Raw genomic sequence first — 19,022 nt, 5'->3', positions numbered from 1 at the left:
GCCTGCACGGGCCCCGACCTGTCGCAGCGCCGTGACCGACGAGTAGCACCATGGCCGCACAGCCCCGCCTTAACGACCTCAACATCGAAGCCAACGAGCCGCTCATCACCCCCGAGCAGCTCAAGCAGGAGATCCCGCTGAGCGATCTCGCCGCCGACACCGTCGCCCACGGCCGTCAGGTCATCCGCGACATCCTCGACGGCAAGGACCACCGCCTGTTCGTGGTGATCGGCCCCTGCTCCATCCATGACATCAAGGCCGCCCACGAATACGCCGAGCGCCTCAAGGCCCTGGCCGCCCGGGTCAGCGACAGCCTCTATCTGGTCATGCGCGTCTACTTCGAGAAGCCCCGCACCACCGTGGGCTGGAAGGGCCTGATCAACGATCCCTACCTGGACGACTCCTTCAAGATCCAGGACGGCCTGCACATCGGTCGCCAGCTGCTGCTGGACCTGGCGGAAAAGGGCCTGCCCACCGCCACCGAGGCGCTGGACCCGATTTCCCCGCAGTACCTGCAGGACCTGATCAGTTGGTCGGCCATCGGCGCCCGCACCACCGAATCCCAGACCCACCGCGAAATGGCCTCCGGCCTCTCCTCCGCGGTCGGCTTCAAGAACGGCACCGATGGCAGCCTGACCGTGGCCATCAACGCTCTGCAGTCGGTCTCCAGCCCGCACCGCTTCCTGGGTATCGACCAGCGCGGCCAGGTCTCGGTGGTGATGACCAAGGGCAATGCCTACGGCCATGTGGTCCTGCGCGGCGGCAACGGCAAGCCCAACTACGATTCGGTCAGCGTCACCCTGTGCGAGCAGGCGCTGGTCAAGGCCAAGGTCAAGCCGAACATCATGGTCGACTGCAGCCACGCCAACTCCAACAAGGACGCCGCCCTGCAACCGCTGGTGATGGACAACGTCGCCAACCAGATCGTCGAGGGCAACACCTCCATCGTCGGCCTGATGGTGGAAAGCCACCTGGGCTTCGGTAGCCAGCCGATTCCGGCGGACCTGTCGCAGCTGGAGTACGGCGTCTCGGTGACCGATGCCTGCATCGACTGGGCGATGACCGAGAAGAGCATTCTCGACATGCACCGCAAGCTCAAGGACGTGTTGCCGCGGCGCAATCGCGACTGAGCGTCACGCACTCACGAAAACGCCGGGCTCAGCCCGGCGTTTTTCTTGGCGCGGCCATTCAGGCCAGCGGCGTCACCTGGCCGCGACGCTCCAGGTAGTGTTCCACATAGGAGCAGGAGGGAATGACGCTGTACCCACGGCTCTCGGCGTAGTTCAGCGCATGCTCGGTGAGCCGCGCCGCCAGGCCACGCCCGCGCAGGGCATCGGGGACGAAGGTGCGATAGAAATCCATCGTCTGCTTGCCCAGATCCATGTAGGCGAGGTAGGCGCGCTGGCCGTCGACGGAAAGGTGGAATTGATGATTGGCCTCATCGTGTTCCACGTGCAGGGACTCGTTCATGACTACTCCTTGGCGGTTTGGCTCCGCCTTATCCATTGTTATCGATGACACCCGAAGACGAGAACGCACCTTTCCTGTGCAGGACTGAGCTACAGCGCGTCAGACTCCTGCGGAGGCAGCAGGTTCTAACCAGCCGTCGCACTGAGAAATCACACTATATCAGGGCCGCTCTCGCGGCAGCAGCCGCCGCTGTCGCCTTGACAACTTTCGACCTTCCTCTAACGTCTTGAAACGTTCGCGGCTTTCGGCTATCCAAGCAGGTGCTGACACCGGCCGCAGGCAATCGTGAAGGAACCTGGGGAGCGAACAGGAATTTCTGCAAAAAATTCTTCTTCGACAGGTTCGTTTAGTTTACTTACGACCGGTAATGAGTAGTATGTAGCCGCAATTTTCCACCTGGAAAATTGATCTTAAAACAGGATGTCTACCTCAAGGGGTTTACGATGAACAACGCTCTGAAATTCGCCGCCCTGGCTCTGGCCGCTGCTCTGGCCACTGGTTGCAGCACCGCTAACAAGGAAAGCGAAGCTCGCCTGACCGCTACCGAAGACGCCGCTGCCCGCGCCCAGGCTCGTGCTGACGAAGCCTACCGTCACGCTGACGAGGCCCTGGCCGCCGCTCAGAAAGCTCAGCAGACCGCTGACGAAGCCAACGAGCGCGCCCTGCGTATGCTGGAAAAAGCCAGCCGCAAGTAAGCGCCTCGGCTGGAAGGGCGAGTGGCAACAGTCGCCTTTCCCGGAGCAAACAAAAAGCCCGCCATCTGAGATGGCGGGCTTTTTGTTTGTCTGGCCGGCCGAGCGCGCTCGGCCGATCGCGATCACAGGGTCTTGGCAGGCGCCTTGGCCACGGTACCGGGCACCACGCCGGCCGGCAGATCGGCGATCTCCACCGGCAGGCCGTCCTGGCCCTGCACCACATCACGCACCGTGTTCCAGTTCACCGCGGAGTTGGCCTGCAGCAGGTCGTCGCGCTTGATCAGCGCATTGACCACCGCGGCCTGGCGGTCGATCTCGGTCGGATCACCCTTGAGGTTGACCGGCTGGTGGGCCTCCAGGTAGAGCTTGCCCTGACTCACGCCGAACTTGTAGGGCTCGTCGATGATGCGCACCGGGGTCCCGATCGGCAGCATGCCGACCAGCTCGGTGACGTTGAAGTTGTACATGCGGAAGCAGCCATGGCTGGTCTGGGTGCCGATACCGAACTTGCGGTCCGAACCATGGATCAGGTAACCGGGCATGGTCAGGCGGATCTTGTAGGGCCCCAGGGGGTTGTCCGGACCGGGCGGTACCACCTTGGGCAGCGGATCGCCTTCGGCGGCATGCTCGGCGCGAATCGACTCCGGCGGATACCAGGCCGGGTCCTTGATCTTGTCCACCACCTTGGCCACGCCGACCGGCGAGCCCCAGCCTTCGCGACCGATGCCCAGCGGGTAGGTGAACACCGTATGGCCACCCTTGGGGTAGTAGTACATGCGGTATTCGGCGATGTTGATGACGATGCCTTCCCGCGGCCCGGGCGGCAGGATGAAGCGCGTCGGCAGCACGATCTCGGTACCGGCGCCCGGCAGCCAGGCGTCGACGCCCGGGTTGGCCGCGACCATCTCGTTGTAGCCCAGATCGTACTTCTGGCCGAGGTCGGCGAAGGTGTCTTCGTAGGCGGCCTTGATGACCTGGACCTCGCCGACCACGTCTTCACCGGGTGGCGGCAGCGGCAACTCCAGTGCCTGCGCCGTACCCGCGCACAACAGTCCTAACAGCGAGAGGGAACCGACCAGGGTCGAAACGCGCGCGGGCATGGGATGAATCCTTGCAAGGAGCAGTGAGATGACGGCGCGAATTGTACACGCCTCTCTCCCGCTCCGGCAGGGCCTCAAAAGACCTGTAACGGATTGGGCAGGCCCCGCTTGGCGCCTTGCAGCCGTTGCCGGCAGGCCGGACAGAGGGTCTTGAGGCCGAGCGCCCGGCGCTGCAGCGGGTGCATCCGCGGCCGCGCCGGCAGCAGGGTGCCGCACAGGGTGCGGTCAGTGGGCGAACCCAGCTCCAGCTGCCGGGCGACGATATGGACCCGCCCCTCGCGGCAGGCGAACAGGTCGAGCTGGGCATCGGGCTGAATCAGCTGATAGCCATGCATGGACCGGGAAAGGCGGGACATCGGGATACTCCAGGGGCGGTTCCGCCGGGCGGTCAATTGGCCGGACCGGCGGGGCGCGCAACCTTAGCGGAAAGCCCTGCCGGGGAAAAGTCCGGCGTTCAGTCGCGCAGCAACGGCTGCAGCTGCGGCCAGGCATTGTCCAGCAGGCGCTGCTGGGCATTGGCCTGGGGGTGGATGCCGTCCGGCTGCATGAAGGCCGGATCGCCGCCGACGCCTTCGAGCAGGAAGGGCACCAGGGCCACCCGCTGCGCCTTGGCCACGTCCACATAGACCTGGGCGAAGCCGTCGGTATAGCGCGGTCCATAGTTGGGCGGCAGGCGCATGCCCAGCAGCAGCACCCGCGCGCCCTTGGCCTTGGCCTGCTCCACCAGGGCGGTGAGGTTGCGCTGGAACTGGGCCAGCGGCTGGCCACGCAGGCCGTCGTTGCCGCCCAGCTCGATGGCCACCACCGCAGGCCGGTGGTCCGCCAGCAAGCGTGGCAAGCGCGCCAGGCCGCCGGCCGTGGTGTCGCCGCTGATGGAGGCGTTCACCACCTGGTAGTCGCTCTTTTGCTCCTGCAAGCGCCGTTCGAGCAAGCGCACCCAGCCCTGGCCCTCGGCCAGGCCATAGCCGGCACTGATGCTGTCGCCCACCACCAGCAGGGTGCGCGCCATCGCCAGCGGTGTCAGGGTCAGGCACGCCAAGGCCAGCAGCCAGGCAATGCCTTGCCGCAAAGGCGCTCTGGACTTCGCTCGGCTTTTCGACTCTAACTCGCCACAGCCGCCCGCCTGCGGGCCCCTCGAATACGGCATCGGATACCTCATGAGCGAAGTCATTTTGCTGGCACGGAACCTTAGCAAGGTCGTCACGGGCGCGGAAGGCGCGCTGCCGATCCTCCAGGCGCTGGACCTGCAACTGCAGGCCGGCGACAGTTTGGCCATCGTCGGCGCCTCGGGTTCCGGCAAGTCCACCCTGCTCGGCCTGCTGGCCGGGCTCGACCTGCCCAGCGCCGGCGAGGTACACCTGGTCGGCCAGCGCCTGGACACCCTCGACGAGGATGCCCGTGCCCGCCTGCGCGCGGAGCGGGTGGGCTTCGTCTTCCAGTCCTTCCAGTTGCTCGACAGCCTCACGGCGCTGGAGAACGTGATGCTGCCGCTGGAGCTGGAAGGCGCGCGCCAGGCCCGTGAACAGGCGATGGCGCTGCTGGAGCGGGTCGGGCTGGGTGAGCGGCTACGCCACTATCCGCGCCAGCTGTCCGGCGGCGAGCAGCAACGGGTGGCCCTGGCGCGGGCCTTCGCCCCGCGGCCGAGCATCCTCTTCGCCGACGAGCCCACCGGCAATCTCGACAGCCGCACCGGCGCCCACATCAGCGACCTGCTGTTCGAGCTCAATCGGGAAAGGGGCACCACGCTGGTGCTGGTGACCCATGACGAGCGCCTGGCCGTGCGCTGCGCCCGGCAGCTGCGGCTGGAAGCCGGTCGGCAGGTCGCGGCATGAAGGGCGCCGGCCTACCCTTCGCGCGGCTGTTCCTGCTGGCCTGGCGGCAGAGCCTGCGCGAGCTGCGCGCCGGGGAGATCCGCATGCTCTGCCTGGCCCTGGTGGTCGCGGTGGCGGCCAGTGTCGCCATCGGCTATTTCACCGCCCGCCTGGGCGCCGGTATGGAAGATCGCGCCAGCGAATTCCTCGCCGCCGACCTGGTCCTGGTGGGCAGCGAGCCGGCGCGCCCGGAGCAGGTGGAGGCCGGCCAGCGTCTGGGCCTCGCCCACAGCCGGACGCTGACCTTCAGCAGCATGGCGGCCGGCGCCGAAGCCCTGCAGCTGGCCAGCGTCAAGGCGGTGGAGGCGAACTTCCCGCTGCGCGGCGAGGTACGCAGCGCGGCCGCGCCGGAGGCGCCCGACCAGCCGGGCGGCGCCCCCGCCCCCGGCGAAGCCTGGGTCGAGCCGCGCCTGCTGCTGGCGCTGGACGCCCGGGTCGGTGATCGCCTGGACATCGGTCGCAAGCCACTCACCATCACCCGGGTGCTCACCTACGAACCGGATCGCGCCGGCGATTTCTACAGCCTGACGCCGCGGGTGCTGATCAATCTCGCCGACGTCACCGCCACCGGGGTCATCCAGCCCGGCAGCCGGGTGCGTTACCGCGAACTCTGGCGCGGCGAACCCCAGGCTCTGGCCGCCTATCGGCAGGCGCTCACCCCGGCCCTGGCTGCCAACCAGCGCTTCGAAGGGCCGGGCGATGGCAATCGCCAGCTGGGCAATGCCCTGGAACGGGCCCAGCGCTATCTGGGGCTGGCCAGCCTGGTGGCGGTGGTGCTGGCCGGGGTGGCGGTCGCGCTGTCGGCCAATCGCTTCGCCACGCGCCGCTTCGATGCCAGCGCCCTACTGCGTTGCCTGGGCCTGACCCGGCGCGATGCCCTGCTGCTCTATGGCCTGCAACTGGGGCTGCTGGGGCTGGCCGCCAGCCTGGTGGGCGCCCTGCTCGGCTGGATGGCGCAACTGGTGCTGTTCGAACTGCTGCATGGCCTGCTGCCGGCCCGGCTGCCGCCAGCCGGTATCGGCCCGGCGCTGGCGGGCATGGGCACCGGCCTGGTCGCCCTGGTCGGCTTCGCCCTGCCGCCGCTGGCCGCCCTGGGCCGGGTGCCGCCGCTGCGGGTGCTGCGCAGCGACCTGCAACCCGTGCCGCTGCGCACCTGGCTGGTCTATGGCTGCGCCCTGCTCGCCCTCGGGCTGATCATGTGGCGACTGTCGCTGGACCTGCGCCTGACCCTGGCGCTGCTGATGGGCGGCCTGGTCGCCGGGCTGCTGTTCGGCAGCCTGCTCTACCTGGCGCTGCGCCTGCTGCGGCGTGGCCTGCAGAATGCGCCCCTGGCCTGGCGGCTGGGGCTCGGCCAGCTGCTGCGCCATCCGCTGGCGGCGGTGGGCCAGACCCTGGCCTTCGGCCTGATCCTGCTGGCGATGAGCCTGGTGGTGCTGCTGCGCGGCGAGCTGCTGGAACGCTGGCAGGCGCAGCTGCCGGCCGAGGCGCCCAACCATTTCGCCCTCAATGTGCTGCCGGACGAGCGCCAGGCCTTCGCCAGCGCCGTCGCCGGTCTTTCGCCCCACGCCAGCCCGCTCTACCCCATCGTCCAGGGCCGCCTGGTCAGTGTGAAGGGCCATCCGGCCCAGGAAGGCCTGGAGGACGACTCCCGCGGTGGACGGGCGACCCGGCGCGATCTCAACCTGACCTGGTCGGCCCGCTTGCCGGACGGCAATCGCCTGGAAGCCGGCCAATGGTGGGACACCCTGCCCGCCGGCGACCTGCCGGGCGTCTCGCTGGAAAGCGAGCTGGCGCGCAGCCTCGACGTCGGCCTGGGCGACACCCTGGGCTTCGTCATCGGCGAGCACCAGGTCGAGGCGCGGGTCACCAGCCTGCGCCAGGTAGGCTGGGACAACTTCCAGCCCAACTTCTTCGTCATCTTCGCGCCCGGTGCCCTGGAGGGCGTGCCCTTCACCTACCTCGGCAGCTTCTACCTGCCGCCCGGGCACGACCGCGAGCTGCTGGCCCTGGCCCGGCAATTCCCGGCGGTGACCCTGCTGCCCATCGACGCCCTGCTCGATCAGCTGCGCAGCATCCTGCGCCAGGTCAGCGTGGCGGTGGAATTCGTGCTGCTGTTCGTGCTGGCCGCCGGCATCGCCGTGCTGCTGGCCGGCCTGCAGGCGACCCTCGACGAACGCATCCGCCAGGGCGCGCTACTGCGTGCCCTGGGCGCCCGGCGGCAACTGTTGCAACGGGCACGGCGGACCGAATTCATCCTGCTCGGGGGTGCCAGCGGCTTGCTCGCGGCGCTCGGTTGCGAGATCGTCAGCGCCCTGCTCTACCGGCTGGCCTTCGACCTGGACTGGCAACCCCACCCCTGGCTGCTCCTGCTGCCGGTGCTGGGCGCCCTGCTGGTCGGCGCGGCCGGGCTGCTGGGCACGCGGCGGGCCCTCACCGCCAGTCCGTTACTGATCCTGAGAGAAAGCTGATCCATGAGTCGTTACCGTCCGCCGCGCACCGCCGGCACGCCCCTGATCACCGCCGCCGGCGAAGCCCGGCTACGCGCCGAACTCCACGAGCTGTGGAACGTCCGCCGGCCCCAGGTCACCCAGGCGGTGAGCGAGGCGGCGGCCCTGGGCGACCGTTCGGAAAACGCCGAATACATCTACGGCAAGAAGATGCTGCGCGAGATCGACAGCCGGGTGCGCTTCCTGCGCAAGCGCCTGGAGAATCTCAAGGTGATCCGCGAGCGACCAGCCGATCCGGGCAAGGTCTATTTCGGCGCCTGGGTCACCCTGGAAGACGACGACGGCGCCGAGAAGCGCTACCGCATCGTCGGCCCGGACGAACTGGACCTCCGGCAGAACCTCATCAGCATCGACTCGCCGCTGGCACGGGCGCTGGTCGGCAAGGCGCTGGACGCGGAAGTCCGTCTGCAGACGCCGGCTGGCGAGCAGCGCTGGTACATCGTCGAGATCGCCTATCCCGAGGAGTGACGGCTAGCGGCGGCGGGTGATCACGCCCTGCCGCGCCACGCGGGTCAGTTCTCGCACCAGGGGTTCGAGACCGGCACGGCCCGGCGATTGCACCACGGCGAAGTCGAAGCTGTCGTCCGCGAAGCCGCGCAGCTGCTCAGCCTGGTTGGCGAAACGGATCTGCAGGGTACGGCTGTGCGGCCAGCGCTGGGGCCAGCCTTCGAGATAGCGCAGCAGGGTGGGCTGGTCGGGGCCGCCGAGCAGGATGGCCGGGTGACAGGCGAGCTTGCCCTGGGTAAGGGGAGTAAGGCGTAGCGGGAGAGGTAGCATGGACGACATTCCGCCTCGTAGGTCCAGCTGGGCGGTAGTACGAGGCCTGTTCCGTCCAGCGCTTTAGCGGTATTTGAAAGCGCCCCGCAAGTTGCTGTTTAAATCGGCGCGGGATCATCCTAGGGAGGCCCCAGTCCCCCTGTCAAGCGGGTCTCACCCGTCTTCCTGGCTGGCAGCCTCGGGGGTCGCCGCCGCCACGGCCGGCGCCTCGAGGCGCGCCCGTTCGCGACTGAAGGCCACCCGGTACTTGTTGACGCTGGCCACGTAGTTGACCACCCCGATACCCACCTCCTCGGCGGCGATGCGCTCGACCTGGAAGAACCAGCGATCACCGTCCAGGCCCTGCTTGCGCGCCTTGGCCCGCAAGGCCTGGACGCGTTCCGGCCCGAGGTTGTAGGCCGCCAGGGTGAAGGCGCGGCGCTCGCGTTCGGCCAGCCGCGGACTGGAGAAGAACTCCCGGCGCAGCCGGGCCAGGTAGCGGGTGGCGGCCTTGACGTTGGCGTCGGCCGAGTGGAGGTCGCGCACCCCGACGCTGCGCGCCGCCCGCGGTGTGATCTGCAGCAGCCCCGCCGCTCGTCCGGCGCCGCGGGCCTGGGGATCGAGCCCGGACTCCTTGTAGGCCATGGCGGCCAGGGTCAGCCAGTCGAAGTCGTAGGCCTTGGCGTAGCGCTGCAGCAGCGGCCGCACCCGGGCCAGGCGCTGGCGATCTTGGGCCTGCAGCGGATCGCGCACCTGGTAGCGGCGCCCATAGGCCTGGCGAAAGGCCTGGTCATCGTCGCGCGCCCGGGGTTGCCGGGCGAAGGCCCTTATCCGTTCGGCAAGCTGCTGCGCCGGGGCGCGCAGGTACCAGAGCTGCGCCTGGTCATGGGCCACCACCACCCGGTCGGCCACCCGCAACCGTGGCAGTACCCGGGCCCAGCGATGAGCGAGGCCGGACTCGACGACGCTGAGCGGATAGATGCCGGCCTGGGTCAGCTCCAGCACGTCTTCCACCGCCAGGCTCGGATCGGCCCACTCGACCTGCACTGGCCGCAGCCTGCGTCTTTCCAGCTGGGCATTGAGTCGCGCCAGGGCCGGGCCGGCCGCGCTACCCGCAGGCAGCACCACTCGCCGCCCCGCCAGTTGCTCCAACTGCCGCGGCAGGCGCTGGCCGCGACCGCCGACCACCACCAGGTTGGCCGGCGCCGCCACCGCGGCGGCGATGAATGCGGAGTGGGCAGGCGGCAGCAGGGTTTCCCCCGGCGCAACCAGGTCGCCCTCGCCTCGTTGCAGGGCCGCCAGCAGGTCGTCCTTGGCCTTGGGGACGAACACCAGCCGCAGCTGCCGTCCGCCCGGCTGGTGCTGCAGATAACGGACGAAGGCCTGCAGCCGGCGATATTCGACGCCCAGTGCCTGGCCATTCCATTCGCCCGAGCTGTGGCGACTCTGGTTGACCAGCACACGCAACTCGCCGGCCCGCTCGACGGCGGCCAGGTCGCGCGCCGCGACGTGGCGCGGTGCCTCGGGTGGCAAGGCACCCAGGCGCGCCTGGACGGAGCCGGCGAGCAGGCAGGCGAGGACGGCAAGGGTGAATCGAAACGGCATCCAGGACTCCTGACCTGGCCGGGACGACGCCGATAGCACCCGGACTACGGATAGAATGAAAGGATTAGAGTTCGTAGAAGGTCCGCACCATGCAATTGATCGACATCGGCGTCAACCTCACCCATCCCAGTCTGCTCAAGGAGGTGGACGCGGTGATCGAGCGGGCCCAGGCCGCCGGTGTGATGCAACTGGTGCTGACCGGCACCACCCTCGACGACAGCGAGAACGCCCTCAATCTCTGCCTGCGCCTGGATGCGGGTGAAGCCCTGTTCAGCACCGCGGGCGTCCATCCCCACGAAGCCTCGACCTGGGACGCGGCCGCTGCCAGGACCCTGCGTGACCTGGCCAGCCAGCCCAAGGTCCGCGCCCTGGGCGAGTGCGGCCTGGACTTCAATCGCGACTTCACCCCGCGGCCGCAACAGGAACGCTGCTTCGAGGAGCAATTGGCGCTGGCCGCCGAGTTGCGCCGCCCGGTGTTCCTCCACGAGCGCGACGCCAGCGAACGGATGCTGGCGATCCTGCGCGACTACCGCGACCACCTGCCGGCCGCCGTGGTGCATTGCTTCACCGGCGAGCGCAAGGCGCTCTATGGCTACCTGGATCTGGACCTGCACCTGGGTATCACCGGCTGGATCTGCGACGAACGCCGCGGCCTGCACCTGCACGAGCTGGTCGGCCAGATCCCGGTCGGCCGGCTGATGCTGGAGACCGATGCGCCTTATCTGCTGCCGCGCACCCTCAGGCCCAAGCCGCGCCATGGCCACAACGAGCCGGCCTTCCTGCCGGAGATCCTGCGCACCGTGGCGCGCCTGCGCAACGAAACGCCCGAGCAGACCGCGCTGCACACCACCGCCACCGCCCGCGCCTTCTTCAACCTGCCGCCCGTGGCCGCGCCAGAGCGGGTCGAGGCAGTCGAGTAAGCCGGTGGCGCCGCTGCGCTAAAGTCGAGACGGCGCGCGCCGTTAACCTCTGGGCTCGTTCCGCGGCGTCGCGCCCCTCCCTGCAGGACGTTGACGCCAGTCAAGATCCGGGTTGCCTCGGCCTGTCAGGCTGGACGGCCCCGCCGACTGGATGCCCCCTATGTTCGCCTGGCTGCGCGATATCTCCCTCAAGTACAAATTCTGGGCGGTCAATGCCGTCGCCTTCGTCACCAGCCTCTTGCTGGTGCTGTTCGCCATGCAGCTGGAGGTCGCCGGTCGCGCCGAGCAGCTCAAGGCAGTCAAGGCCGTCGTGGGTGAGGCGGCTGCCACCCTGAGCGCGCCGACCTTCGGCGAAGTCTTCCTCGCCCGCGCCCCGGAATACGCCCTGGCCGTGGGCGTGCTGATGCTGGTGCTGCTGGTGGCCTCGCAGCTGCTGATCCGCTTCATCCTTGGCAACCTGCAACGGCTCAAGGACACCATGCTGCGGGTGGAGCGCGACGGCGACCTCACCGCTCGGGTCGAGGTACGTGGCCGCGACGAGGTCGGGCAGATGACCCAGGCCTTCAACGCCATGCAGGACAGCTACACCCGCGTGGTCGGCACCGTGGCCGCCAGCGCCGCGCGCCTGGACGAAGGCGCCGGGCGCCTGGCCAGCGGCATGCAGGGCGTCCGCGGCGGCATGCACGATCAACAGCACGAGACCGACCAGGCCGCCACGGCGATCAACGAGATGAGCGCCACCGTGCAGCAGATCGCCGAGCACGCCGCCGGTACCCGCGACCAGTCCCAGGAAGCCGACCGCCTGGCCGGCGCCGGTCAGCAGGCGGTGGACCTCGTCAGCCACTCCATCGCCGACCTGTCGCAAGGGGTGCAGCAGACCGCGGTGATGATCCAGGAGCTGGCCGAGAACAGCGAGCGCATCACCAGCGTGGTCAACGTCATCCACGGTATCGCCGAGCAGACCAATCTGCTGGCGCTCAACGCCGCCATCGAGGCCGCCCGCGCCGGTGAGGCCGGGCGTGGCTTCGCCGTGGTGGCCGACGAGGTGCGCAACCTGGCCAAGCGCGTCCAGGGCTCCACCGACGAGATCACCCGCATGGTCGACAGCCTCCAGGCCGGTACCCGCGATGCGGTGGAATTCATGCGCGAGAGTTCGCTCAAGGCCGACGACTGCGTGGTCCAGGCCGGCGCCGCCGGACAGGCCCTGGCCGACATCACCGCCGCCGTGACCCTGATGCGCGACAGCAACACCCAGATCGCCGTGGCCGCGGAACAGCAGGCCCAGGTGGCGGAAGAGATGAGCAGGTCGGTGGTAGGCATCCGCGACGTCACGGAAAGGACCATGCTGCTCACGCAGGACTCGGCCAGCACCAGCACCGAACTCGCCGCCCTGGCCGGCACCCTGAACCAGGCCATCCGCCAGCTGCGCCTATAGGCTCCATAGCGAGAGCGCATTCGCGCGGTAGCCCGACAGGCGGCAAGATGCCCGCACCTTTTCGGAGACCCGTCATGCGCTCGGTCACTCGCCTCACCTCCACCGTCCTGCTGCTGCTCGGCCTCGGCTGCATCGCCCAGGCCCTGGGCAGCCCTCATCCCCAGGCGTCGATCCTCGGCGCCCTGGCCTGCCTGGTGGCCTTCGCCCTGCAGGAACCCGAGGCACTCCCCGCGCCTCAGTCGCTGCGCGCCTGACGATCCCGCAGGCGGCTGCCCAGCGCCCTGAGCAGACGCGCCAGGGCCGCTGGATCCTGGGGTCGACCGGCATAGCGTTGCGCCTGGAATTCCCGGGAAAAGGCTGCGATCGCCGCGCGCGCCGCGGGTAGTTCGGTCATGGCCCGTCCGGCGAAGGCGCCGGCCGCCTCGCCCTGGCCGCGAGTCACCCCCTGGCGCGCCAGCAGGCGTTCGAATTGAGCGAAGCGCGCCAGCAGTGGATCCCGTTGCCGCTGCCAGGGCTTGAGCACCAGCAGCGCCATCACCCCAAGCACCGCCAGCACCACCCCAGCCAAGACCAGCCCCAGGCGTTGCAGCGAGCCCTCCCCCAGCAGGCGCTTGAACACCTCGCCCTGGGTATCCTCCTGGTAGTTGAGCACCCAGCGCTGCCAGCCGTAGTTGACCCTGTCCCAGCCCAGCCGCAGGCTGTTGAGCCAGGCTAGATTGCGGTAGCGATTGGCGGCGAAGGGATCGCCGCCGAGAAACTCATTGGCCGTGCCCTGGGCCGCCAGGGCTTCCTGCAGCCCGCGCTCGACCCGCTCGGGCGCCACCTGGGCGGTGGGATCGGCGCTGACCCAGCCGCGCCCTGGCAGCCAGTATTCCACCCAGGCATGGGCATCGAATTGCTGCACCAGCAGGTAGCCGCCGGCCGCGTTGAATTCACCGCCCTGGTAGCCCGCCACCACTCGCGCGGGTATGCCCGCCACCCGCAACGCGAAGGTCATGGCGCCGGCATAGTGGGCACAGAAGCCGCGGTGGTTGTCGAAGAGGAAGGCGTCGATGGCATCGACGCCTGCCGTGGGCGGTTGCAGCGTATAGACGAAGGGCTGCTGGCGAAAATAGGCCAGGATCGCCTCGGCCAGGGCCGCGGGCGCCGGATGGCGCATCTTCAGCTGGGCGACCCAGCCGCGGGTACGGGGTTCGCCGCCACTGGGGAGTTGCAGGGCGCGACGCTGGCTGGAGGCGGACAGCCGCTCCGGCTCGCGGGTGGCCTGCGGCCAGCTGGATACCCGGTAGCGCAGCGCCTGGTCCACCGGCCGCCGACGCTGCAGGTGGAAGTCACTGGCCAGGCGCACGTCGCGCTGGTCGCTGCGCGCCACGTCCAGCCCATAGAGCCAGGGTCGCCCGCTCGGCTCCATGATCACCTGGTAGTCCAGCCGGGGTCCGCTCGGCGTCCAGGCGGGCTCCGGACTCCAGGCCGTGTCCGGATCCACCGACCAGCGCGCGCCATCGAAGCGCTCGTAGGTGGTGGCGCGCCAGTAGAGGTCGCGCTGGCCTGGCCGTTCGCCATCGAAGCTGACGCGGAACACCCGCTCGGCGGACTGCGAAAGCCGCGCGATCTCGCCCGGCGCCATGCTCTCGCCCAGGCCGGTGCGCGCCTGGTCGCCCGGCTGGGGCAGCGACCACAGCGGACCGATGCGCGGGAAGACCAGGAACAGCAGCAGCATCAGGGGTACCGCCTGCAGCAGCAGGGTACCGGCGACCTTCAGGGTGGCCAGCGGGCGGCTGGCCAAGGTGCTCTGCTGCAGGCCGATCAGCGCCGCCACCAGGGCGGTCACCGGCAACAGGCTGTAGAGCGCGGCGAGCAGGCCGTCCTCAAACAGGTAGGCGATCACCACGGCGAAGAAACCCAGGTAGATCACCACCAGGGCGTCGCGCCGGCTGTGCATCTCGATCAGCTTGAGGGCGAAGGTCACCAGCAGCAGCACGGCGCCGGCATCCAGGCCGATGAAGGAGCCGCGTGACAGCCAGATGCCGCCCATGGTCAGCAGCAGCAGGCCGCCCTTCTCGATCCGCGTCGGTGCCCGCACCCGCATGCGGAACAGCAAGACCCGCCAGCCGGCGCAGAAGGCCCAGAGCAGGCCGACCCAGGGTGGCAGGTGGGTGAGGTGCGGCAGGATCACCAGGGCCTGGGCCACCAGCAGCCAGATCAGGGCGATGCGCGGAATGGGGTGCGGCACGGCGGTGCTCATGACGGCCGCCCGAACAGGGCCAGGGCCTGCAACGCCGCGTCGCGCTGGCTTTCGCCACTGGCCGGCGCCAGCTCCACCCCGGGCAGTCTCAGGCCGAAGCGCAGCTGGCGGGCACTGCAGTCCAGCACCGCCTGGCACAGCCAAGACAGCCGCGTCTCGGTGTCGCCATCGAGCACGCTGAAATCCAGCCAGAGTTCGCTACCGGCCAGGGCGGTGAACTCCTTCACCAGCAGCCCCTGACCCCGGGAAAAGGCCTTCCAGTCCAGCCGCCGACGCGAGTCGCCGGGCTGATAGGCGCGCAATCCCTGGAAGTCGTCGGCGCCCTGCCCCGTCTGGCGCTGGCCGTCCTCGCTCCCGGCATCCTGGCCACTGCGCAGCGGCGTCGCGCTCACCAGTGGCGGCGGATAGACCAGGGCGCGCACGTCCAGGTCCAGCCAGCTCCAGGCGACGAACAGGCCCAGCGGAAAGCGGCTCTCCACCCGCAGCCGCTCGGGCCTGAGCCAGCCCCGGGTCGGTGCGGGATGGAAGACCTGCAGGGCGACGGTCTCGCCCGCGGGGACATCGCTGACCACCAGGGGCTCGCCGCGCCAACCCAGGGCGATGGCCTGGTGCGCGCGCCGGTCGCTTTCCAGGCGCAGGCGAAAACCGGCCACCTCCCCGGCGAATACCGGGCTGGCGCCGCCACCGGCCAGTTGCAGGCCGGCCAGGTTGCGATAGGTGTGCAGCATGGCCACCAGCGCCAGGGAGAACAGCAGGAAGGTCAGGCCATAGGCCAGGCTGTTCTGGTAGTTGATGCCGGCCAGCAGCATCAGCAGCAGGGCGACGGCGAAGGCCGCGCCCTGGCGGGTGGGCAGGATGAAGATGCGGCGCTGATCGAGGGTGATGCGCGTGGCCGGCGGTATCCGTCGCGCCAGCCAGCCGTCTCGATAGCGCTGCCAGGCGCTGGCGGTCACAGCGCCTGGACTTCGCGCAACAGCCATTGCACCAGGGCGCCGCCACCATGGCCAGCGGGATCGGCGATGTCGCGCAGGCGATGCCCGGCCACCGCCGGCAAGACCGTCTGGACATCCTCCGGTAGCACGTGGTCGCGCCCGGCCAGCAGCGCCCAGGCCCGCGCCGCGGCCAGCAGCGCCAGGCTGCCGCGGGGCGACAGGCCGAGGGCGAAGGAGGCCTGGGTGCGGGTCGCCTCCACCAGGCGCAGCACATAGTCCACCACCGCGTCGCTGGCATGGATGCGCGGTACCTCGGCCTGGATCAGCCGCAGCTGGCTGTGATCCAGCAGCGGCTCCAGGCGCGGCAACTGCTCGCGGCCGGAACCGCCGAGCAACAGGGCACGCTCGGCGGCGCGGCCGGGATAGCCGAGCGACAGGCGCATCAGGAAGCGGTCGAGCTGGGATTCCGGCAGGGCGAAGGTGCCGCCCTGGGACACCGGATTCTGGGTGGCGATGACGAAGAAGGGCTCGGGCAAGGGCCGGGTGGCACCCTCGATGGTCACCTGGCCCTCCTCCATGGCTTCGAGCAGCGCACTCTGGCTCTTGGGCGTGGCGCGGTTGATCTCGTCGGCCAGCAGCAGCTCGGCGAACACCGGCCCGGGATGGAAGACGAACTGGCCGCTGTCGCGGTCGAACACCGAGGTACCGAGGATGTCACCGGGCAAGAGGTCCGAGGTGAACTGGATACGCTGGAAGGACAGCCCCAGCACCCGGGCCAGAGCATGGCTGAGGGTGGTCTTGCCCATGCCGGGCAGGTCCTCGATCAGCAGGTGCCCGCGTGCCAGCAGGCAGGCCAGCGCCAGCCTGACCTGGGTTTCCTTGCCCAACAAAACGCCATCTACCGCCTTGAGACAGGCGTTCAACCTATCGTGCATGCCCTGGAGTCTCTCGCCTTGCGCCGGCGCGAGGAGACGCCGGCCTGCAGACCGAGAATAGCAGCACCTTTGGCCGGCAAGCGCCGCCCGAGAGGTTTGCCGCTTATTTCAGGGTGGCGAGAATCTCTTCCACGGCGCGCGCCGGATCGGCCGCGCGGGCGATGGGGCGACCGATCACCAGGTAGTCGGAACCGGCATCCAGGGCTTCGCGCGGGGTGAGGATGCGGCGCTGGTCGTCCAGGGCACTGCCAGCCGGACGGATACCGGGGGTGACCAGTTGCAGCGCCGGCTGCGCGGCCTTGAGCGCTGCCGCCTCCTGGGCCGAGCACACCAGGCCGTCCATACCAGCGCGGGCGGCCAGGCCGGCCAGGCGCAGGACCTGCTCCTGGGGATCCACGTCCAGGCCGATGTCGGCCAGGTCCTCGCGCTCCATGCTGGTCAGCACGGTCACGCCGATCAGCAGCGGCTTGGGTCCGTTGAAGGCCTCCAGGGTCTCGCGACAGGCGGTCATCATGCGCAGGCCGCCCGAGCAGTGGACGTTGACCATCCAGACGCCCATTTCCGCCGCGGCCTTGACCGCCATGGCGGTGGTGTTGGGGATGTCGTGGAATTTCAGGTCGAGGAACACCTCGAAGCCGCGCGTGCGCAGCGCCTCCACCACCCCGGCGGCGCTGGCGGTGAACAGCTCCTTGCCGACCTTGACCCGGCAGGTGGCGGGGTCGAGCCGGTCGGCCAGCGCCAGGGCGGCGGACGACGAGGGGAAATCCAGGGCGACGATGATGGGAGACTGGCAGGCGGACATGGGGACTCTCGGCAAAACGGCAAAGGCCGGCATTTTCGCAGAAAAGCGCCGCGCGGGCACTCGTCGACTGTCCGGCAGGGCCTCGGCGCGGAAGCTCGACCGGCGCGGCGCCGCCTCAACGCGGTTTCAGCAGTTGCTCGCGGAGCCAGTTGCCCGCCGGCCCGAGGGGCTGCCGGCGTGACCAGATCACATCCACCGCCACCCGCCGCGGCCAGCCCGGCACGGCCAGCTCCACCAGGCGGTCCTGGCCGAAGGTCGCCACCAGCCAGAGCGGCAACTCGGCCCAGCCGAAGCCCTGCACGGCCATGTCCAGCAGCAGCAGATAATCCGGTGCCGACCAGCAACGGCCGCGGGTATCCGGCAGGCGGCAAACCTGCTGCGAGGCTTCGGTCACGGTGCTCAGGCGCAGCAGCCGGTGGGGCGCGAGGTCGGCAGGAGTCACGCCAGGCAGGCCCGCCAGGGGATGATCGGTGGCGACATAGAGCCCGAAGGTCACCAGGCCATCCAGGGTCGCCGCCTCGATGCCGGCGGGATAGGGCGGCTGCCCCGCCAGCAGGCCCAGGTCCGCGCGGCCCTGCACCAGGCTGAGCACATCGGCGTCCTCGGCGATCAGGCATTCGAATTCGAGATCCGGATAGCGCTGGTCCAGCTCCGTCAGCAAGGCTTCGTAGCGGGTGGGCTGATAGGTGTCGGAGATGACCAGGGTCAACCGGGGTTCCACGCCCGCGGCCAGCTGGGTCGCGCGGTTGGCCAGCCGGTCGTGGGCCGACAGCACGGCGCGCGCCTGATCGAGCAGCTGTTCGCCCGCCGCCGTGAGCTGCGGATAGCGGCCCCCGCGGTCGAACAGCACCACACCCAGGTCGTCTTCGAGTCGGGAGATGCTCTCGCTGATGCTGGACTGGCGTTTGCCCAGGGTCCGTGCCGCGGCGCTGAAGGAACCGGCAGCGGCGGCCTCGACGAAGGCTTCCAGGGCCTCGGCATTGGGATACATATCGGCTCAGCCTATGGATTCCACTTTGATCTCCCAAGCTTAGCCGATGAAGCTGGAGGCCTGTCCATCACGGAGACGCCTCATGTCCCTCTCGCTCACCCAGCGTTCCGTCCGAGCGCGCGTGCTGCACGCCCTGCTCTTCGAGGGGATCGCCATAGTGCTCGCCACCCCGACCCTGGCCTGGCTGCTGGACCGCTCCCTTGGAAGCATGGGCCTGCTCACCGCGGCCTTTTCCGCCATCGCCATGCTCTGGAACCTGGTCTTCAACCTGGGCTTCGATCGGCTGCAGCAACGCCTGGACTTCACGCGCGGCCTGGGCATCCGCCTGTTGCATGCCCTCGGCTTCGAAGGCGGGCTGATCCTCGTGCTGGTGCCACTGGCCGCCTGGTGGCTGTCCATTGGCCTCTGGCAGGCGCTGCTGCTGGACCTGGGGCTGATCCTGTTCTTCCTGCCCTACACCCTGGCCTTCAACTGGCTCTATGATCTGGGGTACACCGCCTGGCTAAAGCGCACGAATAACCCGTGCCAGGCGCACTGATAAGCGCACGCGTGGTCGAATGAGCAGAGCCACTCAAGGAGAAGACAGATGCCCTGGTACGCCTGGTTGATCCTGCTGATCGCCGTAGGCTCCGTGGTCGGCAGCCTACTCATGCTCAAGGACACGGCCCGCAAGGTGCCCCTGACCGACGAGCAGAAAGACAAGATCCGGCAACGCAATGCCGAGATGGACGCCAAGGAAGCCCAGGACCGCTGACGGC

21 protein-coding genes are annotated in these 19,022 nt (G+C 69.1%); 10 read left to right on the top strand and 11 right to left on the bottom strand.

The features are described 5' to 3' along the window. Positions 1-50 precede the first annotated feature (50 nt). Entirely contained in the window at positions 51-1,130 is a 1,080-nt protein-coding gene (locus tag FSV73_RS15725; RefSeq protein WP_145008782.1) for a 3-deoxy-7-phosphoheptulonate synthase, read from the top strand. 58 nt (positions 1,131-1,188) lie between these two features. On the opposite strand, the gene FSV73_RS15720 is transcribed toward FSV73_RS15725, so the two are convergent. Further along, entirely contained in the window at positions 1,189-1,470 is a 282-nt protein-coding gene (locus tag FSV73_RS15720) for a GNAT family N-acetyltransferase (RefSeq protein ID WP_058790539.1), read from the bottom strand. Positions 1,471-1,913: 443 nt separating this feature from the next. Here FSV73_RS15720 and FSV73_RS15715 point away from each other — a divergent pair, with 443 nt between their 5' ends. Then, the gene (locus FSV73_RS15715) at positions 1,914-2,165 is read left to right on the top strand and encodes an Lpp/OprI family alanine-zipper lipoprotein (protein WP_007160560.1); all 252 of its coding nucleotides are present in this window, start codon (positions 1,914-1,916) and stop codon (positions 2,163-2,165) included. A 122-nt stretch (positions 2,166-2,287) separates the two neighbouring features. On the opposite strand, the gene FSV73_RS15710 is transcribed toward FSV73_RS15715, so the two are convergent. The 3 genes from FSV73_RS15710 to FSV73_RS15700 all read right to left on the bottom strand — a co-directional run bounded on the left by FSV73_RS15710 (position 2,288) and on the right by FSV73_RS15700 (position 4,274). Further along, entirely contained in the window at positions 2,288-3,265 is a 978-nt protein-coding gene (locus tag FSV73_RS15710) for a L,D-transpeptidase family protein (protein ID WP_145008781.1), read from the bottom strand. 74 nt (positions 3,266-3,339) lie between these two features. Beyond that, positions 3,340-3,621, bottom strand: coding sequence for a hypothetical protein (locus FSV73_RS15705; RefSeq protein ID WP_145008780.1), 282 nt, complete (start codon positions 3,619-3,621; stop codon positions 3,340-3,342). A gap of 98 nt (positions 3,622-3,719) precedes the next feature. After that, positions 3,720-4,274, bottom strand: a complete 555-nt coding sequence (locus tag FSV73_RS15700) for an arylesterase (protein ID WP_186309256.1) — start codon at positions 4,272-4,274, stop codon at positions 3,720-3,722. A gap of 148 nt (positions 4,275-4,422) precedes the next feature. On the opposite strand from FSV73_RS15700, the gene FSV73_RS15695 reads away from it, so the two are divergent. The 3 genes from FSV73_RS15695 to greB are packed head-to-tail and all read left to right on the top strand — an operon-like array spanning position 4,423 to position 8,111. Continuing rightward, complete coding sequence (locus tag FSV73_RS15695) at positions 4,423-5,097, top strand: ABC transporter ATP-binding protein (RefSeq protein ID WP_145008778.1); 675 nt, start codon at positions 4,423-4,425, stop codon at positions 5,095-5,097. Then, positions 5,094-7,604 (top strand): ABC transporter permease, encoded by a 2,511-nt coding sequence (locus FSV73_RS15690; protein WP_145008777.1) that lies wholly within the window; start codon positions 5,094-5,096, stop codon positions 7,602-7,604. Before FSV73_RS15695 ends, FSV73_RS15690 begins: the two co-directional genes overlap by 4 nt. A 3-nt stretch (positions 7,605-7,607) precedes the next feature. Beyond that, positions 7,608-8,111, top strand: a complete 504-nt coding sequence (gene greB / locus FSV73_RS15685; protein WP_145008776.1) for a transcription elongation factor GreB — start codon at positions 7,608-7,610, stop codon at positions 8,109-8,111. A gap of 3 nt (positions 8,112-8,114) precedes the next feature. Here greB and FSV73_RS15680 read toward each other — a convergent pair whose 3' ends face one another. Both FSV73_RS15680 and FSV73_RS15675 read right to left on the bottom strand, forming a co-directional pair. After that, a complete protein-coding gene (locus FSV73_RS15680) occupies positions 8,115-8,420 on the bottom strand; it encodes a hypothetical protein (protein WP_145008775.1) in 306 nt (101 codons plus the stop codon). A 153-nt stretch (positions 8,421-8,573) separates the two neighbouring features. Continuing rightward, positions 8,574-10,004: a transglycosylase SLT domain-containing protein gene (locus FSV73_RS15675; RefSeq protein WP_145008774.1), complete on the bottom strand. Its 1,431-nt coding sequence runs from the start codon at positions 10,002-10,004 to the stop codon at positions 8,574-8,576. Between the two features lie 89 nt (positions 10,005-10,093). On the opposite strand from FSV73_RS15675, the gene FSV73_RS15670 reads away from it, so the two are divergent. The 3 genes from FSV73_RS15670 (at position 10,094) to FSV73_RS15660 (ending at position 12,613) form a co-directional block, all read left to right on the top strand. Then, on the top strand, positions 10,094-10,924 hold the full coding sequence (locus FSV73_RS15670; protein WP_145008773.1) for a TatD family hydrolase: 831 nt from the start codon (positions 10,094-10,096) through the stop codon (positions 10,922-10,924). Between the two features lie 160 nt (positions 10,925-11,084). Then, complete coding sequence (locus FSV73_RS15665; protein WP_145008772.1) at positions 11,085-12,359, top strand: methyl-accepting chemotaxis protein; 1,275 nt, start codon at positions 11,085-11,087, stop codon at positions 12,357-12,359. A gap of 74 nt (positions 12,360-12,433) precedes the next feature. Then, positions 12,434-12,613, top strand: a complete 180-nt coding sequence (locus tag FSV73_RS15660; protein WP_145008771.1) for a hypothetical protein — start codon at positions 12,434-12,436, stop codon at positions 12,611-12,613. On the opposite strand, the gene FSV73_RS15655 is transcribed toward FSV73_RS15660, so the two are convergent. The 5 genes from FSV73_RS15655 to FSV73_RS15635 all read right to left on the bottom strand — a co-directional run bounded on the left by FSV73_RS15655 (position 12,595) and on the right by FSV73_RS15635 (position 18,264). Then, the gene (locus FSV73_RS15655; RefSeq protein ID WP_145008770.1) at positions 12,595-14,604 is read right to left on the bottom strand and encodes a transglutaminase TgpA family protein; all 2,010 of its coding nucleotides are present in this window, start codon (positions 14,602-14,604) and stop codon (positions 12,595-12,597) included. The two genes, FSV73_RS15660 and FSV73_RS15655, sit on opposite strands and share 19 nt — an antisense overlap. Then, a complete protein-coding gene (locus FSV73_RS15650; protein ID WP_260856092.1) occupies positions 14,601-15,584 on the bottom strand; it encodes a DUF58 domain-containing protein in 984 nt (327 codons plus the stop codon). Before FSV73_RS15650 ends, FSV73_RS15655 begins: the two co-directional genes overlap by 4 nt. Continuing rightward, a complete protein-coding gene (locus tag FSV73_RS15645) occupies positions 15,554-16,471 on the bottom strand; it encodes an AAA family ATPase (RefSeq protein WP_145008768.1) in 918 nt (305 codons plus the stop codon). The genes FSV73_RS15650 and FSV73_RS15645 overlap by 31 nt, the downstream gene beginning before the upstream one ends. A 103-nt stretch (positions 16,472-16,574) precedes the next feature. Further along, positions 16,575-17,273 carry an orotidine-5'-phosphate decarboxylase gene (gene pyrF / locus FSV73_RS15640; protein WP_145008767.1) on the bottom strand — a complete coding sequence of 233 codons (699 nt, stop codon included), beginning with the start codon at positions 17,271-17,273 and terminating at the stop codon, positions 16,575-16,577. A 115-nt stretch (positions 17,274-17,388) separates the two neighbouring features. Then, positions 17,389-18,264 carry a LysR family transcriptional regulator gene (locus FSV73_RS15635; protein WP_145008766.1) on the bottom strand — a complete coding sequence of 292 codons (876 nt, stop codon included), beginning with the start codon at positions 18,262-18,264 and terminating at the stop codon, positions 17,389-17,391. An 82-nt stretch (positions 18,265-18,346) separates the two neighbouring features. Between FSV73_RS15635 and FSV73_RS15630 the strand changes: the two genes are divergently transcribed. Together FSV73_RS15630 and FSV73_RS15625 are read left to right on the top strand one after the other, a co-directional pair. After that, positions 18,347-18,802, top strand: coding sequence for a multidrug/biocide efflux PACE transporter (locus tag FSV73_RS15630; RefSeq protein WP_145008765.1), 456 nt, complete (start codon positions 18,347-18,349; stop codon positions 18,800-18,802). Between the two features lie 48 nt (positions 18,803-18,850). Further along, positions 18,851-19,018, top strand: coding sequence for a DUF2897 family protein (locus FSV73_RS15625; RefSeq protein WP_145008764.1), 168 nt, complete (start codon positions 18,851-18,853; stop codon positions 19,016-19,018). The last annotated feature ends 4 nt before the right edge of the window (positions 19,019-19,022 follow it).

This window comes from Pseudomonas oryzihabitans (assembly GCF_007665395.1).
Lineage (GTDB): Bacteria > Pseudomonadota > Gammaproteobacteria > Pseudomonadales > Pseudomonadaceae > Chryseomonas > Chryseomonas psychrotolerans_C.
This window is presented reverse-complemented; position numbering and strand designations above follow the sequence as displayed.

Excerpts from the sequence above, each read along its gene's own strand:
- FSV73_RS15725 (WP_145008782.1), top strand. The coding sequence starts at position 51 with ATGGCCGCACAGCCCCGCCTTAACGACCTCAACATCGAAGCCAACGAG.
- FSV73_RS15720 (WP_058790539.1), bottom strand. The coding sequence starts at position 1,470 with ATGAACGAGTCCCTGCACGTGGAACACGATGAGGCCAATCATCAATTC.
- FSV73_RS15715 (WP_007160560.1), top strand. The coding sequence starts at position 1,914 with ATGAACAACGCTCTGAAATTCGCCGCCCTGGCTCTGGCCGCTGCTCTG.
- FSV73_RS15710 (WP_145008781.1), bottom strand. The coding sequence starts at position 3,265 with ATGCCCGCGCGCGTTTCGACCCTGGTCGGTTCCCTCTCGCTGTTAGGA.
- FSV73_RS15705 (WP_145008780.1), bottom strand. The coding sequence starts at position 3,621 with ATGTCCCGCCTTTCCCGGTCCATGCATGGCTATCAGCTGATTCAGCCC.
- FSV73_RS15700 (WP_186309256.1), bottom strand. The coding sequence starts at position 4,274 with ATGGCGCGCACCCTGCTGGTGGTGGGCGACAGCATCAGTGCCGGCTAT.
- FSV73_RS15695 (WP_145008778.1), top strand. The coding sequence starts at position 4,423 with ATGAGCGAAGTCATTTTGCTGGCACGGAACCTTAGCAAGGTCGTCACG.
- FSV73_RS15690 (WP_145008777.1), top strand. The coding sequence starts at position 5,094 with ATGAAGGGCGCCGGCCTACCCTTCGCGCGGCTGTTCCTGCTGGCCTGG.
- greB (WP_145008776.1), top strand. The coding sequence starts at position 7,608 with ATGAGTCGTTACCGTCCGCCGCGCACCGCCGGCACGCCCCTGATCACC.
- FSV73_RS15680 (WP_145008775.1), bottom strand. The coding sequence starts at position 8,420 with ATGCTACCTCTCCCGCTACGCCTTACTCCCCTTACCCAGGGCAAGCTC.
- FSV73_RS15675 (WP_145008774.1), bottom strand. The coding sequence starts at position 10,004 with ATGCCGTTTCGATTCACCCTTGCCGTCCTCGCCTGCCTGCTCGCCGGC.
- FSV73_RS15670 (WP_145008773.1), top strand. The coding sequence starts at position 10,094 with ATGCAATTGATCGACATCGGCGTCAACCTCACCCATCCCAGTCTGCTC.
- FSV73_RS15665 (WP_145008772.1), top strand. The coding sequence starts at position 11,085 with ATGTTCGCCTGGCTGCGCGATATCTCCCTCAAGTACAAATTCTGGGCG.
- FSV73_RS15660 (WP_145008771.1), top strand. The coding sequence starts at position 12,434 with ATGCGCTCGGTCACTCGCCTCACCTCCACCGTCCTGCTGCTGCTCGGC.
- FSV73_RS15655 (WP_145008770.1), bottom strand. The coding sequence starts at position 14,604 with ATGAGCACCGCCGTGCCGCACCCCATTCCGCGCATCGCCCTGATCTGG.
- FSV73_RS15650 (WP_260856092.1), bottom strand. The coding sequence starts at position 15,584 with ATGGCTGTTGCGCGAAGTCCAGGCGCTGTGACCGCCAGCGCCTGGCAG.
- FSV73_RS15645 (WP_145008768.1), bottom strand. The coding sequence starts at position 16,471 with ATGCACGATAGGTTGAACGCCTGTCTCAAGGCGGTAGATGGCGTTTTG.
- pyrF (WP_145008767.1), bottom strand. The coding sequence starts at position 17,273 with ATGTCCGCCTGCCAGTCTCCCATCATCGTCGCCCTGGATTTCCCCTCG.
- FSV73_RS15635 (WP_145008766.1), bottom strand. The coding sequence starts at position 18,264 with ATGTATCCCAATGCCGAGGCCCTGGAAGCCTTCGTCGAGGCCGCCGCT.
- FSV73_RS15630 (WP_145008765.1), top strand. The coding sequence starts at position 18,347 with ATGTCCCTCTCGCTCACCCAGCGTTCCGTCCGAGCGCGCGTGCTGCAC.
- FSV73_RS15625 (WP_145008764.1), top strand. The coding sequence starts at position 18,851 with ATGCCCTGGTACGCCTGGTTGATCCTGCTGATCGCCGTAGGCTCCGTG.